This window comes from Corynebacterium comes, from assembly GCF_009734405.1.
GTDB classification, from domain to species: domain Bacteria; phylum Actinomycetota; class Actinomycetes; order Mycobacteriales; family Mycobacteriaceae; genus Corynebacterium; species Corynebacterium comes.
This window is the reverse complement of the sequence record NZ_CP046453.1, coordinates 1,596,181-1,611,901: the sequence shown is the minus strand read 5'-3', so window position 1 is coordinate 1,611,901 and position 15,721 is coordinate 1,596,181. Positions and strand designations below refer to the sequence as shown.

The 15,721-nt window shown below is 66.1% G+C and carries 12 protein-coding genes; 6 read left to right on the top strand and 6 right to left on the bottom strand.

Annotated elements, in window-relative coordinates; genetic code table 11:
- Positions 1–16 precede the first annotated feature (16 nt).
- Positions 17–730 (bottom strand): transcriptional repressor LexA, encoded by a 714-nt coding sequence (gene lexA, locus CETAM_RS07760; protein WP_156228326.1) that lies wholly within the window; start codon positions 728–730, stop codon positions 17–19.
- Positions 731–1,475: 745 nt separating this feature from the next.
- Between lexA and nrdR the strand changes: the two genes are divergently transcribed.
- Positions 1,476–1,970 (top strand): transcriptional regulator NrdR, encoded by a 495-nt coding sequence (gene nrdR / locus CETAM_RS07755; protein ID WP_156228325.1) that lies wholly within the window; start codon positions 1,476–1,478, stop codon positions 1,968–1,970.
- Here nrdR and hrpA read toward each other — a convergent pair.
- Complete coding sequence (hrpA, locus tag CETAM_RS07750; protein ID WP_156228324.1) at positions 1,967–5,875, bottom strand: ATP-dependent RNA helicase HrpA; 3,909 nt, start codon at positions 5,873–5,875, stop codon at positions 1,967–1,969. The two genes, nrdR and hrpA, sit on opposite strands and share 4 nt — an antisense overlap.
- Positions 5,876–5,960: 85 nt before the next feature.
- Here hrpA and CETAM_RS07745 point away from each other — a divergent pair, with 85 nt between their 5' ends.
- A complete protein-coding gene (locus tag CETAM_RS07745; RefSeq protein WP_197085694.1) occupies positions 5,961–6,920 on the top strand; it encodes a hypothetical protein in 960 nt (319 codons plus the stop codon).
- 25 nt (positions 6,921–6,945) lie between these two features.
- Here the strand turns inward: CETAM_RS07745 and CETAM_RS07740 are convergent, their stop codons facing one another.
- Positions 6,946–7,893 carry a hydrogen peroxide-inducible genes activator gene (locus tag CETAM_RS07740; RefSeq protein WP_156228322.1) on the bottom strand — a complete coding sequence of 316 codons (948 nt, stop codon included), beginning with the start codon at positions 7,891–7,893 and terminating at the stop codon, positions 6,946–6,948.
- Positions 7,894–8,039: 146 nt separating this feature from the next.
- On the opposite strand from CETAM_RS07740, the gene CETAM_RS07735 reads away from it, so the two are divergent.
- From CETAM_RS07735 to sucD, 4 genes are all read left to right on the top strand, one after another.
- Positions 8,040–8,636, top strand: coding sequence for a peroxiredoxin (locus CETAM_RS07735; RefSeq protein WP_156228321.1), 597 nt, complete (start codon positions 8,040–8,042; stop codon positions 8,634–8,636).
- Positions 8,637–8,639: 3 nt separating this feature from the next.
- The gene (locus CETAM_RS07730) at positions 8,640–9,164 is read left to right on the top strand and encodes a carboxymuconolactone decarboxylase family protein (protein WP_156228320.1); all 525 of its coding nucleotides are present in this window, start codon (positions 8,640–8,642) and stop codon (positions 9,162–9,164) included.
- Positions 9,165–9,312: 148 nt separating this feature from the next.
- Positions 9,313–10,485 carry an ADP-forming succinate--CoA ligase subunit beta gene (sucC, locus tag CETAM_RS07725; RefSeq protein ID WP_156228319.1) on the top strand — a complete coding sequence of 391 codons (1,173 nt, stop codon included), beginning with the start codon at positions 9,313–9,315 and terminating at the stop codon, positions 10,483–10,485.
- Between the two features lie 20 nt (positions 10,486–10,505).
- Complete coding sequence (gene sucD / locus CETAM_RS07720) at positions 10,506–11,390, top strand: succinate--CoA ligase subunit alpha (protein ID WP_156228318.1); 885 nt, start codon at positions 10,506–10,508, stop codon at positions 11,388–11,390.
- A gap of 17 nt (positions 11,391–11,407) precedes the next feature.
- On the opposite strand, the gene CETAM_RS07715 is transcribed toward sucD, so the two are convergent.
- Genes CETAM_RS07715 through CETAM_RS07705 form a run of 3 tightly spaced genes read right to left on the bottom strand, consistent with a single transcriptional unit; the run spans position 11,408 to position 15,609 of the window.
- Positions 11,408–12,787: a chloride channel protein gene (locus tag CETAM_RS07715; RefSeq protein WP_156228317.1), complete on the bottom strand. Its 1,380-nt coding sequence runs from the start codon at positions 12,785–12,787 to the stop codon at positions 11,408–11,410.
- Positions 12,788–12,832: 45 nt separating this feature from the next.
- A complete protein-coding gene (locus tag CETAM_RS07710; protein WP_156228316.1) occupies positions 12,833–14,167 on the bottom strand; it encodes a D-serine ammonia-lyase in 1,335 nt (444 codons plus the stop codon).
- A 26-nt stretch (positions 14,168–14,193) separates the two neighbouring features.
- Positions 14,194–15,609 carry a GntT/GntP/DsdX family permease gene (locus CETAM_RS07705; protein ID WP_156228315.1) on the bottom strand — a complete coding sequence of 472 codons (1,416 nt, stop codon included), beginning with the start codon at positions 15,607–15,609 and terminating at the stop codon, positions 14,194–14,196.
- Positions 15,610–15,721 lie beyond the last annotated feature (112 nt).

The following is a 15,721-nucleotide window of genomic DNA, read 5'->3' as shown; positions in this document are numbered from 1 at the left end:
GGCGGGGCGAACGTCTCTAGAGCTTCCGGAACACGGAGACGATCTTCCCCATGATTTCCGCCTTGTCGCCGGGGATCGGGGAGAAATCCTCGTTGTGCGGCAGCAGCCAGACCCCGGTGGAATCCTTGTGGAACTCCTTCGCAGTCGCCTCTCCGTCGATCAGGGCGGCGACGAACTCGCCCTTCTCCGCGACCGGCTGGGAACGGATGACGACCCAGTCGCCGTCGAGAATGCCGGCGTTCTTCATCGACTCACCCACGATCTGCAGCATGAACAGCTCACCGTCACCCACCAGGTCGGCCGGCAGCGGATAGTAGTCCTCGACCTCCTGCTCGGCGAGAATCGGTGAACCTGCGGCGATGCGGCCGAGCACCGGAATGAAGTTCGCGGCGCTGGCATCCTCCGGGGCCGTCGAAGTCTTGGCCACGACGCGCCGCCCAGGCTTCTTGGCGGTGTCGGTCGACGTCAGGGTACGCACGTCCACCGCACGCGGCTTGTTCGGGTCGCGACGGAGAAAACCCTTCTTCTCCAGCTGATTCAGCTGGTACGCGACCGAGGAGGTGGACTGCAGTCCCGCTGCGTCACCGATCTCCCGGATGCTCGGCGGATAGCCCCGCAGCACGACGGCATCCCGGATGACCTCAAGAATCCGTCGCTGACGATCGGAAAGTGTGGAGGGGTCCGGCTTGCCGGAGGGGGTCAGTTTGGCGGGGGCGCTCTTGCGGGTCATCGTCCTTCTCGTTCCTGGGGTGGTGGCGGTGCGTGCCGTATCGAATCGTCGGGGCGGCTCAGCGGCGTTCCGGTGGTCGTTGTTCGAATGGCGTGTCGTCCGCATGCCATTCACCTGTTACATGTTTAGCACGATCTGGTACGGATGTTCGACTGATGTGCGGGTTCTGTGGACAAAATTTCGAACGGGTGCTTTAATCGAACACATCAGCTAGTTAGAACACCTGAACGGTAGCACTGTTCGAGGGTGTTGACCAGTCTCGATATCCTCACAGCAGACAACGAAAGGACTTCGCCGTGATCACCTTCCTGCATCGTCCATGCCCAGGTGGCAGCGTCCATACTTCCGTACATGACTCCGTCCGCCCGGCCGCTGTGTGGGAGCCGTCGAGCTTCCACAGGTCCCCTTCCTGTGGCCGGGGTGTTCGAACTCTGGTGCCCGCAAATCGAACACAGGGCCTACCTGGCGCCGATCCTCTGCCGCGGGACGCAGGTGAGGGACATTCCAGCCGCTGGCGGGAGACCGGCCTGACGTATCTGCTCGGCGCACTTTTCGGTCTGGTGGTGGTCAGTGCCTCCTTCCGGGGTGCCGGGGATGAAGGCGTAACCGGATCTACGGTGTATCCCGCGGGCAACCAGACGCAGTCGAGCGACGAGGCGCGTTAGGGGAAATCTTCCCGGGGAGTAGGATCGGTGCCACCATCCGGTCCACCGGTTTCCTCCCAGAAAGGCACTGGAGACACGCTGTGTACTGCCCGTTCTGCCATCACGATCACTCCCGTGTCATTGACTCGCGCATTATCGACGCCGGAGCCGCCATCCGTCGCCGGCGTGAGTGCACCAAATGCAACGGACGTTTCACCACGATTGAGAAGGCCGTTCTCCTGGTGATCAAGCGCAACGGCGTCACGGAGCCGTTCAGTCGCGACAAGGTTGTCCTGGGTGTCCGCCGCGCCTGCCAGGGCCGCGATGTCTCCGATGATGCGCTCAAGCGTCTCGCGCAGGAAGTGGAGGAGAGGGTTCGTTCTCAGGGTGGCTCCCAGGTGAATGCGAACGACATCGGACTTGCCATCCTCGAACCGCTACGCGCTCTTGATGAGGTCGCCTACCTGCGCTTCGCGTCCGTGTACAAGTCCTTCGAGTCGGCCGAGGACTTCGAGTCGGAGATCCGGCTCATGCGCCGCCGGGCTCGGGAGGAAGAAGCGGCGGCCGAGTCCCTCGAGGGCTGGCCCGGGGCCTAGCGGAGCTTGTCCACGGCCTTCTGGATACGGCGCAGGGAGATCGGCCGCGCGGTGCCCAGGCGCTGGGCGAACAGGCTCACCCGAAGTTCCTCGATCATCCAGCGGATGTCCTTGACCTCGCGGGTCTTCTCCCGACCTTTCGGCAGCCTGGCGAGCCGGAGGTTGAGGTAGGACTGGGCCTCCTCGACCTCATCCTGACGGTCTACGTCTTTGTCCGGGTCCTGTGCCATCTCCTCGAGACGGACTCGCATCGCCTGCAGGTAGCGGGGGAGGTGACGAAGCTGGGCGGATCCGTGCAGGGTGACGGCATTCCTGGGCACCAGGAACTCCAGCTGTGCCTTCATGTCGTCGATGGCCTCGCCGCTCCAGCGCGCGAGTTCTTCGGCGACGGACTGGTATTCGATGAGCGCGGGAGCAAGCGCCACCACGGTGCGTCGGACAGTGCCTGAGACCTCGGGGGAAACCTTCTTCCTCAGTTCCTCGAACTCCTCCGGGGAACGTACCGGACCGCCGTGCGCAATCATGAGGTCCCGGATGGCGGCCACCCGCGCATCCTCGATCAGTCCTGCGGCGCCGCCGTGCGGGTAGTTGTCCACCGCCACCCGCTGCTGCAGGGGAAGTCCCTTGGTCATCTGGTTGGCGTTGACGGAGATCTCGCGGAGCAGGAGCGTCAGCGTCGCGGTCATCATGGAGGCCTCGGCTGCGGCCCTGGTCGGGTGCACGCGGATCTCCACGCCGCCCGGGGTGGCCACGAGCGCGGGGTAGGCGGTGATCTCGTGGCCGTCGACGACCGTCTGCACCTCTTCGGCGACGGTACCCAGGGTGTCGGACGTCCACTCCGACACCGCCTTGGACTCACTGGTGCGCGACACCCTGCTCACCGATGCTCTGATGGAGCCGGCGTTGCGCTCGATGAGTGCACCGAGATCCTTGTCGGCGTCGATGACCTTGCCCCGTTTGTCCACGGCTCCGAAGGTCATCTTCAGGTGGGCGGGGACGGCGGAGGGGCGGAAATCCTCGGCCGTGATCTGTCGCCCGCCGAGCGAACGCAGGATCTCGGCGAACTGCTCGACCAGCGGCCCCGCGTAGGGGCGCAGTCGGGGCAGCGCCCGGGCGGCGTAGTCCGGTGCGGGCACGACCGTCTTGCGCAGCTCCTTCGGCAGGGTTCGGATGAGCTCGGTGAGCAGTTCCTCGCGAAGCCCCGGTACGAGCCAGTCGAAGCCTTCCCGGTCCATGCCGGCCAGCAGAGGAATGGGGACCAGGATGGTCACGCCGTCCTGCGGGTGACCGGGTTCGAAACGGTACTCCAGGTCGTAGTCGATGCTGCCCTTGCGCCACTTGTCGGGGAAGGCGGCCTCGGTGATCTCCTCGGCGTCGACACCCAGCAGCGTGTCAGGGTCGAAGTCGAGCAGGTGCGGGTTGGTCTGGCGTTCCTTCTTCCACCAGGCGTCGAAGTGCCGGCCCGTGGTGATGGTCTGGGGCAGGCGGGAGTCGTAGAAATCGAAGAGGGTGTCCTCGTCGACTATGAGACCGCGACGACGGGCCTTCTCCTCGATTTCGGCGGCGGCCTCAAGTTTCTCCACGTTGGAGTGGAAGAAGGTGTGGTGGGTGGTCCAGTCGCCCTCGATGAGGGCATGCCGGATGAACATGTCCCGCGCGGCCTCGGGATCGACATGGTGGTAGGCGACCACCCGGTCGGCGATGATGGTCAGGCCGTACAGGGTGGACTTCTGGTGGGCGATGCCGGAGGCACGCTTGCGGGACCAGCTGGGTTCGGAATGCTGGTGCTTGAGCAGGGGGCCCGCTAGCTTCTCCACCCAGGCGGGTTCGATCTTCGCCACGTCGCGTGCCCACAGCCGGGAGGTCTCCACGAGTTCGCCGGCCATGAGGAACTCCGGTGGCTTCTTGGCCAGGGAGGAGCCGGGAAAGATCATGAAACGGGTGCCGCGGGCGCCCTTGAATTCGCGGGTGTTGCCGTCGCGGGCGCCGATGTGGGAGAGGAGTCCCGAGAGCAGGGCCTGGTGGATGGCGTCGGGGCTGCGGTCGCCGGCGACGTCGTCACGCGAGGACCAGCCGAGCTGACGGGTGACCTCGCGCAGCTGACGGACCAGGTCGTACCACTCGCGGATGCGCATGTAGTGGAGGTACTCGTCCTTCATGCGGCGTCTGAACGCGTTGCCGGTCAGATCGTCGCGGGACTGGTTGATGTAGTCCCACAGCTTGAGAAAACTCAGGAAGTCGCTGGTGGCGTCCTTGAAACGGGCGTGCTTCTGGTCCGCCTGGGACTGCTGTTCCATGGGACGTTCGCGCACGTCCTGGATGGTCATGGCGGCGACGATGACGATCGCGGCGTCGAGTTCGCCGAGGCGGTTGGCCTCCACGAGCATGCGGGCCATGCGGGGATCGACGGGGATGCGGGCGATGTCGCGACCGGTCTGTGTGAGCACGGGCTGGCCCTCGCGCTCCTCGTCGGTGAGCGCGCCGAGTTCGTGCAGGAGCAGCAGTCCGTCGTGGATGGCGCGGTTCTCGGGCATCTGGAGGAAGGGGAACTCGGCGATGTCGCCGAGGCGCATCATCGTCATCTGCAGGATGACGCTGGCGAGGTTGGTGCGCAGGATCTCCGGGTCGGTGAACTCGGGCCGGGAGTTGAAGTCGTCCTCGGAGTAGAGACGGATGGCTATGCCGTCGGCCACACGGCCGCAGCGGCCTGAGCGCTGGTTGGCGCTGGCCTGCGAGACCGGCTCGATGGGCAGCCGCTGGACCTTGTTGCGTGTGGAGTAGCGCGAGATTCGCGCGGTACCCGTATCCACGACGTAGCGGATGCCCGGGACCGTCAGGGAGGTCTCGGCGATGTTGGTCGAGAGCACGATGCGTCGGCCGGAGTGCGGCTGGAACACCCGGTGCTGTTCCTGGTTTGACAGGCGACCGAACAACGGAGTGGCCTCCACGCCCTTCCATTTGCGGCCCTCGATGGCCTCCATCGCGTCGCGGATGTCCCGTTCGCCGGGGAAGAAGCAGAGGATGTCGCCGGGGCCTTCGAGCATGAGCTCCTCGCAGGCCTCGCAGAGCGCGTCGAGGGGGTCCTGGTCGATGACCTTGCCGTCGAGTTCGAACTCCATCGGCCGGTAGCGGATCTCCACCGGGAAGGTGCGGCCGGAGACCTCGATGATGGGCGCGGGCTTGCCGTCGGCGTCGGCGAAGTGCTCGGCGAAACGCTCCGGGTCAATCGTCGCGGAGGTGATGATCACCTTGAGATCGGGGCGTCTGGGCAGCAGTTGGCGCAGGTAACCCAGGAGGAAGTCGATGTTGAGGGAGCGTTCGTGGGCCTCGTCGATGATGAGGGTGTCGTACTTGTTGAGGAAGCGGTCGCGCTGCATCTCCGCGAGCAGGATGCCGTCGGTCATGAGTTTGACGGCGGAGGTGGGGGAGACACGGTCGTCGAAACGGATCGCGTAGCCGACGGTCCCGCCGATCTCCTGGCCGATCTCCTCGGCGATCCGCTCGGCGACCGTACGCGCGGCCAGACGGCGCGGCTGCGTGTGACCGATCAGACCGCGACGACCGCGGCCGAGGTCCAGGCAGATCTTCGGGATCTGCGTCGTCTTACCCGAACCCGTCTCACCGGCGATGATGACGACCTGGTTGTCCCGGATCGCCTCCGCGATGTCCTCGCGTCTGGCGGAAACCGGCAGCGACTCCGGGTACTCGATCGGGGGGATGCCGGCCTCGATCGACGCGACTTTTTCGGCGGCCCGTTCCATGTCCGCGGCGATCGCCGCCAAGGCCTGTGGGGTGCGGGCCTTGTGCAGGCGGCGACGGATGGAGCGTTCGTCGGACAGGGAGACGTCCGCGAGGCGCTCGAGGAGGGCGTCGCGGTTGACCGGGGCGTCAGAAGTATTACTCATGGCTGACGTTGAATCCTACCGGCTCATCACCGGTGGCCTATCGTTGGTCGCGTACCAGACCGCAAGTGCTCAGGAAGGCAGACACATGTCCACCCCCAATGACCCCTCCGAAGACCGGCCGCAAGGAAGGCAGGAGCACCCGGAGAACTTCGGTCTGCCGCAGTACCCGTCCTACCCCTCGACTCCGCACCCGGAGGACACCCCGGGTTACGGCGCCGGCTACGGCGGCTACGCCGGTTACGGCATCGGCGGGCAGCCCGCCTACGGACAGTCGCAGGGAACCGGCGTGGTTCAGCCGATGGAGGCGGTGAGCTGGGCCTTCTCCGTGGTGTTCCGCAACTGGAAGTTGTGGATTCTGGGGGCCCTGGCGCTGGGCGTCGTGGTGATGGCTGTGTCCGCCATCGTGGACATGGCCTTCGGGGGCCTCAACGGCGACGTCGGTCTCCAGAACGGATTCGGCTACCAGATCGCGCAGTTCGCCATGGGCCTGTTGACGGCGGCTCTGATGGTCTTCGTCTACCACGGCGCGCTCAGGCAGGTGGACAAGAAGAAGATCGGGCCCGGAGACTTCACCCACGACGTCAACTTCGGACCCGCGTTCGCACTGACCATTCTCCTGCAGGTCCTCTCCAGCCTGCTCTTCGCTGCCCTGGCCATCCCGCTCTTCCTGGCCGGCAACCCGATCGCGGACACCCAGATGGCCTCAGACGAAGAGATGCTGGCGGTGCTGGGCACCCTGTTCGCCGCTCTCGCCGTGGTGCTGGTGGTGGCCGTCCTGGTCTCGCCGCTGACGATGTTCATGGTGTGGTTCGTCATCGACCGTCGTGCCACTTTCCGTGGCGGGATCGTCGAGGGGTTCCGCCACGGTCTGCGCAACTACGGCCGGCTGCTCGCCTTCAACCTGGTCGCGGGCGTCATCGTGGGTATCTCGGCGATCATCACCCTGGGGCTGGCCATGGTCGTCCTCGGACCGGTTCTGCTGCTCGCACAGGCGATGATCTACCGCCAGGCCGCCGCAGGTCCGCTGCCGGAGCCGGTGCGCTAGCCGCCCGCCGACGGCGGCGGCCCCGCTACGCCGGGACGGACTCGCCGACGGCGCTGCGGAAGGCGCCGGTGGTCAGCCGGCCGAGGATACTGAACTCCTCGGCGCGTGAGCTGGAGCTGCGGTAGACGAGGCCGATGTCGCGCTGGGCGGTGACGTCGTCCCGGAAGGTGGCCATGGCCAGTCCGGGGCGCCGGCATTCTGTGCCCACGGCGGAGACGGGGACGAGGGTGGAACCCAGGCCGCCGACGACCAGTTGCATGATGGTGGTCAGCGAGGACGCCCGGGTCACGGAGTTGGTGGCCTCCGTGGGGTTGAGGTCGGCCTTCCGGCACAGGTCGATGATCTGGTCGTGGAGGCAGTGGCCGTCGTCGAGAAGCAGGAGATCCAGCTGGTCGAGGTCTGCGAGGCCGAGGTCCGTGCGGCCGGCGAGACGGTGGTTCTCGGGGACGACGACCGCGAAGTCCTCGGAGTAGAGGCGCACCTCGGTGACGCCGGTGGCCTCGGAGGGCAGTGCCATGACGGCGAGGTCGATCTGGCCGTCGCGGAGCATCTGCAGGAGGTGGCGGGTCTGGTCCTCGACGATGTGGGGCTCGAGCTGGGGGTACTGCTCATTGATGGAGGTGAGCAGCGCCGGGAGGATGTAGGGGGCGATGGTGGGGATGATGCCGATGGTCAGCGGGCCGATGAGAGTGCCGTGCGTGCCGCGCGAGTGGGCGAGGAAGGCGTCGGCGGCGTCGAGCGTGGCCTTGGCGTAGGGGAGCAGTTCTTCACCGGCGGGGGTGACGATGACCCGACGGGTCGAGCGTTCGATGAGCTGGATCGCCAGTCCCTGTTCCAGGGCGACGAGTGCCTGGGAGAGGGACGGCTGCGAGATACCCAACTTTGTCGCGGCGGTGCCGAAATGCTTGTTTTCGGCGATGGTGACGAAGGTCCGCAGCTGGGAAAGGGTGGGGCGGTACTCCTTATTGTTCATACCTATGACTCTACAACAACTGCTCAAGATTATTTATTGACGGCACCGAAATTGCCGTGCATAATGGTCCATGGCTTCGGAGAGTTCGATTAGTCGGACCATTCCGTGACGGCCGTCACACCATCTTTTTCTGAGGAGACATTCGCATGGCAATCATGACCGTTGGAGAGAAGTTCCCCGAGTTCGAGCTGACCGCCCTCAAGGGTGGCGACCTGCACGGCGTCAACGCCCAGCAGCCGGAGGACTACTTCGAGACCGTTTCCCTGGACACCTACGCGGGCAAGTGGAAGGTCGTCTTCTTCTACCCGAAGGACTTCACCTTCGTCTGCCCGACCGAGATCGCCGCCTTCGGCAAGCTCGACGAGGAGTTCCAGGACCGCGACACCCAGATCCTCGGCGGCTCCATCGACAATGAGTTCGCCCACTTCAACTGGCGTGCAACCCACCCGGAGCTGAAGGACGTCCCGTTCCCGATGTTCTCCGACATCAAGCACGAGCTCATCCGTGAGCTCGGCGTCGAGAACGCCAACGGTGTCGCTGACCGCGCGACCTTCATCATCGACCCGGACGGCATCATCCAGTTCGTCTCCGTCACCCCGGACGCCGTCGGCCGTAACGTCGACGAGGTCCTGCGTGTCCTCGACGCCCTGCAGTCGGAGGAGGTCTGCGCCTGCAACTGGCAGGCCAACGACCCGACCAAGAACATCGACAAGATGGCCGTCGTCCAGGAGGGCCTGAAGTAAAGCATGTCCATCGATAACCTGAAGAGCTCCCTCCCGGAGTACGCGAAGGACCAGAAGCTCAACCTGGGTTCCCTCACCCGGTCGACCGAGCTCAACGAGCAGCAGCTGTGGGGCACCCTTCTCGCCTCCGCCGCCGCCACCAAGAACGACACCGTGTTCGCCGAGATCTCCGAGGAGGCCAAGGAGCACCTCTCCGACGAGGCCTTCGAAGCGGCCCTCGGCTCCGCTACCGTCATGGCCATGAACAACGTGGCCTACCGTGCGAAGCACTTCCTCGGTGAGGACTACACCAACGTCAAGTTCGGCCTGCGGATGAACATCATCTCCAAGCCCGGCGTTGAGAAGGCTGATTTCGAGCTGTGGTCCCTGGCCGTCTCCACCATCAACGGCTGCGAGAACTGTGTCGTCGCCCACGACAAGACCGTCCGCGAGGAGGGTCTGACCAAGGAACAGGTCTGGGAAGCCGTCAAGGTCGCCGCGGTCGTCCAGGCAGTGGCCCAGTCCGTGCAGATCGAGGCCGCCCGCTAAGCTTTTGCTTATCGACGTCCGCTGATCCCAGCGACGCACAGCGCCGTCACCCTTCATGGGTGGCGGCGCTCTGCTTTTTTAAGGGATAGAATTCACTACATGCCCGAATAACCGAACACGGCCGATCAGGTCGGGGATGGGATGCAACGTGGATCTCTTTGAGTACCAGGCGCGTGAGCTCTTCGCCGCCCACCAGGTCCCGGTCCTGGCGGCCATGGTGGCCTCCACACCTGAGGAGGCCCGCGAGGCCGCCGCCCGGATCGGCGGGGTGACCGTGGTCAAGGCCCAGGTGAAGATCGGCGGCCGCGGCAAAGCAGGCGGCATCAGGGTGGTCACCACACCGGACGAGGCCTTCGACGCCGCGCGCGAGATCCTCGGCATGAATATCAGGGGCCACACGGTGGAGAAGGTCATGATCTCCCAGGGTGCCGACATCGCGCAGGAGTACTACTTCTCGGTGCTGCTCGACCGCGCGAACCGCTCCTACCTGGCGATGGCCTCGGTCGAGGGAGGGATGGACATCGAAGGGCTGGCGAAGGAGAAGCCCGAGGCGCTCGCCCGCGTCGAGATCGACCCTGTCACGGGCATCGACGAAGCCAAGGCTCGCGAGATCGTGGCGGCGGCGAACTTCCCCGGGGAGGTGGGGGAGAAGGTCGTTCCGGTCCTGCAGAAACTCTACGAGGTCTACCGCGACGAGGACGCCACGCTCGTGGAGGTCAACCCGCTGGTGCTCACCACGCAGGGCGAGATCATCGCGCTCGACGCCAAGATCACCCTTGACGACAACGCCGCCTTCCGGCACGAGAACCGCGCGGCGCTGTCCCAGGCCGCAGGCCACCTCGACCCGCTCGAGCGGAAGGCCAGGGAGAAGAACCTCAAGTACGTCACCCTCGAAGGCTCGGTCGGGATCATCGGCAACGGTGCGGGCCTGGTCATGTCGACGCTCGACGTGGTCGCGGCCGCCGGCGAACGACACGGCGGCCAGAAGCCCGCGAACTTCCTTGATATCGGCGGCGGTGCCTCGGCGGAGACCATGACAGCCAGCCTCGAGATCGTGCTCGCGGACGAGCAGGTCAGAAGCGTCCTGGTCAATGTCTTCGGGGGGATCACCGCCTGTGACGACGTCGCCCGGGGCATCGTCGGGGCGCTCGAGGAGCTGGGCGACGCCGCCACCAAGCCACTGGTCGTGCGTCTCGACGGCAACAACGTCGACGAGGGTCGCCGCATCCTCGCCGAGTACAACCACCCGCTCGTGACGGGCGTGTGGAACATGGACGAGGCCGCCGATAAGGCCGCCGAACTGGCCGCGGCCGTCGAGTAGAGAAAGCGCAGGACGAGACAATGTCGATTTTTCTCGACGAGAACTCCAGGATCATCGTTCAGGGCATCACGGGCAACGAGGGCCGTGAGCACACCACCCGCATGCTCGCCGCGGGGTCGAAGGTGGTCGGCGGCACGAACCCACGCAAGGCCGGGCAGACGATCACCCTGCATGACACCGAGCTGCCCGTCTTCGGTACCGTGGCCGAGGCCATGGCGGAAACCGGTGCGAACGTGTCGGTGATCTTCGTCCCCGCGCCCTTCGTGAAGGACGCCATCGTCGAGGCCATTGACGCGCAGATCCCGCTGGCCGTGGTCATCACGGAGGGCACCCCGGTCCGGGACTCCGCCGAGGCCCTCGCGCAGGCCAGGAAGGTCGGCGCGACACGGATCATCGGTCCGAACTGCCCCGGCATCATCACCCCGGGAGTCTCGCTGGCGGGCATCATCCCCGCCAACATCACCGGCACCGGCCCGGTCGGGCTGATCTCGAAATCCGGCACGCTGACCTACCAGATGATGTATGAGCTTTCCGACGTCGGCATCTCCACCGCCATCGGCATCGGCGGCGACCCCATCATCGGCACCGCGTTCATCGACGCCCTGACAGCCTTCGAGGCCGACCCCGACACCAGGGCGATCGTCATGATCGGTGAGATCGGGGGCGACGCCGAGGAGCGCGCCGCCGAGTTCATCAGGGCCAACGTGACCAAGCCCGTCGTCGGCTACGTCGCCGGCTTCACCGCACCCGAGGGCAAGACCATGGGCCACGCGGGTGCCATCGTCACCGGCTCGGTCGGCACCGCCCAGGCCAAGAAGGAGGCCCTCGAGGCCGCCGGCGTGCGTGTGGGCACCACCCCGACGGAGACGGCGAACATCATGCGGGAGATCGTGGCCGGGTTGTAGCGGGGAAGCTTCCGGGTCTACCGGTGCAGGACGTACCGGTCCAGCAGATAGGAGACGGCGATGCCCGCGGCAGTGGCGAAGGCCACCGCGGCCACACAGGTCAGCCGTGCGGATATCGGCCCGCCGACCGTGAGCACCATGGCGATCGCGGTGAGAGGAAGACGGTAGCCACCGGCGATACTGCCCGCGGCACCGGCTGCTGCCGCCAGCTCACCCGACACTCCCAGTATGGGGGCGAGTGCCCGACCGGACAGGTCCCCGATTGCCAGCAGCGGGACGAACAAACCGCCACAGCCTCCCGCCATCACCGCGGCCGTGGTGGCCAGGGCACGCAATACGACGACGGCCAGCAGTACCCAGAAGGTGGCCGAGGATGATTCCGCCCACGTCACCGCCCCTGCGCCAGGGCCGATCGCAGCCGCCGGCGTGGCCAGCGAACTGATCGCCAGCAGGCAGATCAGAAGTAGAGCCCCGCCCGTGGCGAACTTCACCGTCGGGCTGGCAGACCAGCCCCGTGCCTGGTAGATCGCGGATCCGGTCACCGAACCCAACACGCCGGAAAGGGCCCCGACCAAAGCTGCGGTTGCAAGAGCACGGAGCAGGTCACCGGGGGGAATGTTCGGCACGATCAGGCGGATCAGGTCCAGATCCAGCCCCACGTTGACACCCCAGCCGATGAACGCTCCGCTGGCTGCCGCCAGAACCCTGGACAGGTTGAGCGGAGCGTGGTTGCGTCGGCCGAGTTCCAGCATGAACGCGAGCCCCACCAGGGGCAGACCCATCAGGGCGGCCACTCCGGCTGCGCCCCCGCCCACACCCGCACTGCGCGCCAGACTCCGCCACCTTTGACCGAGGGAACCGAGCGCCGAGCCTGCTGCCACGCCGAGGTGCGCCGCGGGAGACTCCGTGCCCATCGGCGCGCCCATGCCGACGGTGGCGAAGATCGCCGCCGCGCGGATCGGGGCGAAACGCCAGGGGAACTTCTCCTCGCTTCCGGCGTTGTCGACCACATCTGAGGTCAGGTCAGCCCGCACGGCGTTGGCCGGAAACTGCAGCCAGGAGGAGAATTTTCGGGGTGGCGTCTTCGAACCATCCACCTGCTGCAACGCCTGACCTCGTGCGACCAGGTTGAGCAGGAGCACCGCCACGGCGATGCCGATGAACGGGGCCAGCAACATGATCCAGTTGTCCTGGCTCAGCACCCAGGCGAGATTCTCCTTGATCAGCGTGGTGAAGGCGACGACAAATGCAGCCGCCAGCACCCCGCCCACAAGTCCGCCCACCACACTCAGAGTGGCGTCCTGAACGCTGTCTGAACCCCAGCGTCCGTTGACGTCCGACAGCCGCTGACCCTTCAAGGCCTCGCCGCCACGACCTCCCGCAGGAATCTGTTCCATGAGGAAATTCTGTCACGCGGAGGACCGGGAAGGGGGAGAGATCGCCTACCGCAGCGACCGGCCCTTCTCCAGGTAGGAGGCCATCTCGGCTTCCGGCACCATGGAGCCGCCGGTGACCCAGGCGACGTGGGTGCACTCGGCGATCGAGTCCGCATCCAGGCCCAGGGACTTCAGGTACTCCGCGTCCTGCGCCACGCGCGCGGGCCCTACCAGGCCGGCGGCGGCGGAAGGCTCGATGCGTAGGCCTTCCGTCTCGTCGAGCAGGCTGATCAGGCGGTAGAGGTTGTCGTCGTCGATGGTGAAGAAGCCGTCGAGAAGCAGCGCCATCCGCGAGCCCACGAACCCGGAGGGGCGACCCACGGCGAGGCCGTCGGCGGCGGTGAGGTTGTCGATGCCGAAGTCCTGCACGCTGACCCGGTCATGCAGGCCGGTGTGCACGCCGAGGAGCATGGCGGGTGAGTGGGTGGGTTCGGCGAAGATGCAACGCACGGCGTCGCCGAGCGCCGCCTTGAGGCCGAAGGCCACGCCACCTGGGCCGCCGCCCACGCCGCAGGGCAGGTAGACGAACATGGGGCGCTCGCGGGTGGGGCGGATGTCGTAGGTGGCGAGTTGTCCGGCGAAACGGGCACCGGCGACGGCGTAGCCGAGGAAGAGGGTGACGGAGTTCTCGTCGTCGACGAAGTGGGTCGTGGGGTCGCCCTCCGCCTCGGCGCGGCCCTCGGCCACGGCGACGGAGTAGTCGGAGTCGTACTCCACGACGTTGACGCCGTGCTCGCGCAGCTTGTCCTTCTTCCACTGGCGGGCATCGGCGGACATGTGGACGCTGGCCTGGAAGCCGAGGGTGGCACTCATGATGCCGATGGACAGGCCCAGGTTGCCGGTGGAGCCGACGGCCACCTTGTACTGCGAGAACAGCTCGCGGGCCTGGTCGGAGTCGAGCTCGCGGTAGTCGCTGTCGATGGTGATCAGGCCGGCCTCGATCGCGATCTTCTCGGCGTGCGCGAGTACCTCGTAGATGCCGCCGCGGGCCTTGATGGACCCGGAGATCGGCAGGTGGGAATCGAGCTTGGCCCAGAGCTGTCCCGGCTGGTTCAGCGTGGTCTGGAGGACGGGTACTCCGACGAGCGGGGATTCGAGGATGCCGTAGGTCCTGGCGGCGTCCGGGAACACCTCGGCGAGGTACGGGGCGAAGCGCTTGAGGCGGTCGGCGGCGTCCTGGATGGCGGCGTCGGTCAGGCCGACCTTGGCCAGGCCGTCGGTGGCGCTGGTGGCGGTGGCGGCCGGGTTGAACCAGGACAGTTCCTGCAGGGCCTGCAGGTCCTTGATCAGCGGGAACTTCTCGATGATGGCGGCAGTGTCGACGGGTTGGTGCGTGGTCATGAGTGCGATCCTTTCGGGGACGGTGTCTAGAAGAACAGGGAGAGCAGCAGCACCATGACGAGGGCGACCAGGGAAGCGATGGTGGTGCCGACGGTCAGCGTCTTGATGGACTGCTGGACCGAGATCTTCATGTAGGACTGGTACATCCAGAACAGGGAGTCGGTGACCTGGGTCAGGCCGATGGCTCCGGCGCCGATGGCCAGGGTCATGATCTCCGGGGAGATGCCCGAGGCGGCCATCATCGGCAGGACGATGCCCGCGGCCGAGATCATGGCGACGGTGGCGGAGCCGACCGCGAAGTGCAGGATGATGGCGATGAGCCACGCCAGGATGATGGGGCTGACGGGGAGGGCGGACAGGGCGTCGGCGAGCGCGGGTGCCACACCGGAGGCGGTGAGCACGGCGTTGAAGCCGCCGCCGGCGCCGATGATGAGCAGGACGCCGCCGATCGGGCCGAAGGAGTTGTCGGTGATCTCGGAGATCTGCTTGAGGTTGCTGCCCTGCGCCAGGCCGAGGGACCAGTAGGCGAAGAGCACGGAGATCAGCAGGGCGACGATCGGGTTACCGATGAAACCGATGACCAGCCCTGCGGTTGAATCCGGGTCGATGAACAGGTGCGCGATGGTCTTGGCCACCATGATCAGCAGCGGAAGCAGAATGGTCAGCAGTGTGATGCCGAAACCAGGCAGCACCTTCGGGGCCTGCTTCTCGACGACGCGGGTCGCGGTGCGCGTGGCGACGGCACCGGATCCCGTCGGACCGTTGTCCGTGGGGGTGCCCGGGGTGCCGGTCGCGTCCTCGGGCTCGACGTCCTCGACGGCGGCGAAGAAGCGCCGGCCCAGGCGGCCGTAGAGCGGGCCGCCGGCCAGAGCCGCCGGGATGCCGACGATCAGCCCCATGAGGATCACCATGCCGATGTCCGCCCCCAGCGTTCCGGCGATCGCGGTGGCCGCGGGGTGGGGAGGCAGGATGCAGTGGACCGTCATCAGCGAGATCGCCAGCGGGAGGCCGACGGTGACCCTGGAGAGCCCTGCTGCCTTGGCCACGACGAACACCAGCGGGACGAGCAGCACGAAGCCGACCTCGACGAAGACCGGGATGCCGGCGATCAGTCCCAGGAAGGACATGGCCACCGGCGCGCGTCGGGCGCCGAAGACATCCAGCAGGGAGGTGGCCAGGCGTTCGGCACCGCCGGATGTCTCGAGCATTTTGCCCAGCACCGCGCCGAAGCCGATGACCAGGACGAGGAAGCCGAGGGTGCCGCCGACGCCGTCCTCGATGACGGTGACGACCTCACCCAACGGCACCTGCGTGACCAGGGCTACCGCCAGGGCTGCGACGGTGAGGGCGATGGAACCGTGAAACTTCAGTTTCACGATGAGAAAGACAATGAGCACGATGGCGAGCAACAGAACTGCAACGAGTCCGGCGGTAGATGTCATGGCGTCTCTCTCCTCCTTTAGTTAGTTTTGGGATGATCAAAAGGAGTATAAGTAGTCGAACGCGATTTAAACGATAGGAGGAGGTTAGATGTGACCTATTGCACGGAATGTG

Coding starts and splice junctions, on each gene's coding strand:
- CETAM_RS07705 (WP_156228315.1), bottom strand. CDS start 15,609: ATGACATCTACCGCCGGACTCGTTGCAGTTCTGTTGCTCGCCATCGTG.
- hrpA (WP_156228324.1), bottom strand. CDS start 5,875: ATGAGTAATACTTCTGACGCCCCGGTCAACCGCGACGCCCTCCTCGAG.
- lexA (WP_156228326.1), bottom strand. CDS start 730: ATGACCCGCAAGAGCGCCCCCGCCAAACTGACCCCCTCCGGCAAGCCG.
- CETAM_RS07735 (WP_156228321.1), top strand. CDS start 8,040: ATGGCAATCATGACCGTTGGAGAGAAGTTCCCCGAGTTCGAGCTGACC.
- CETAM_RS07710 (WP_156228316.1), bottom strand. CDS start 14,167: ATGACCACGCACCAACCCGTCGACACTGCCGCCATCATCGAGAAGTTC.
- CETAM_RS07740 (WP_156228322.1), bottom strand. CDS start 7,893: ATGAACAATAAGGAGTACCGCCCCACCCTTTCCCAGCTGCGGACCTTC.
- CETAM_RS07715 (WP_156228317.1), bottom strand. CDS start 12,787: ATGGAACAGATTCCTGCGGGAGGTCGTGGCGGCGAGGCCTTGAAGGGT.
- CETAM_RS07745 (WP_197085694.1), top strand. CDS start 5,961: ATGTCCACCCCCAATGACCCCTCCGAAGACCGGCCGCAAGGAAGGCAG.
- CETAM_RS07730 (WP_156228320.1), top strand. CDS start 8,640: ATGTCCATCGATAACCTGAAGAGCTCCCTCCCGGAGTACGCGAAGGAC.
- sucD (WP_156228318.1), top strand. CDS start 10,506: ATGTCGATTTTTCTCGACGAGAACTCCAGGATCATCGTTCAGGGCATC.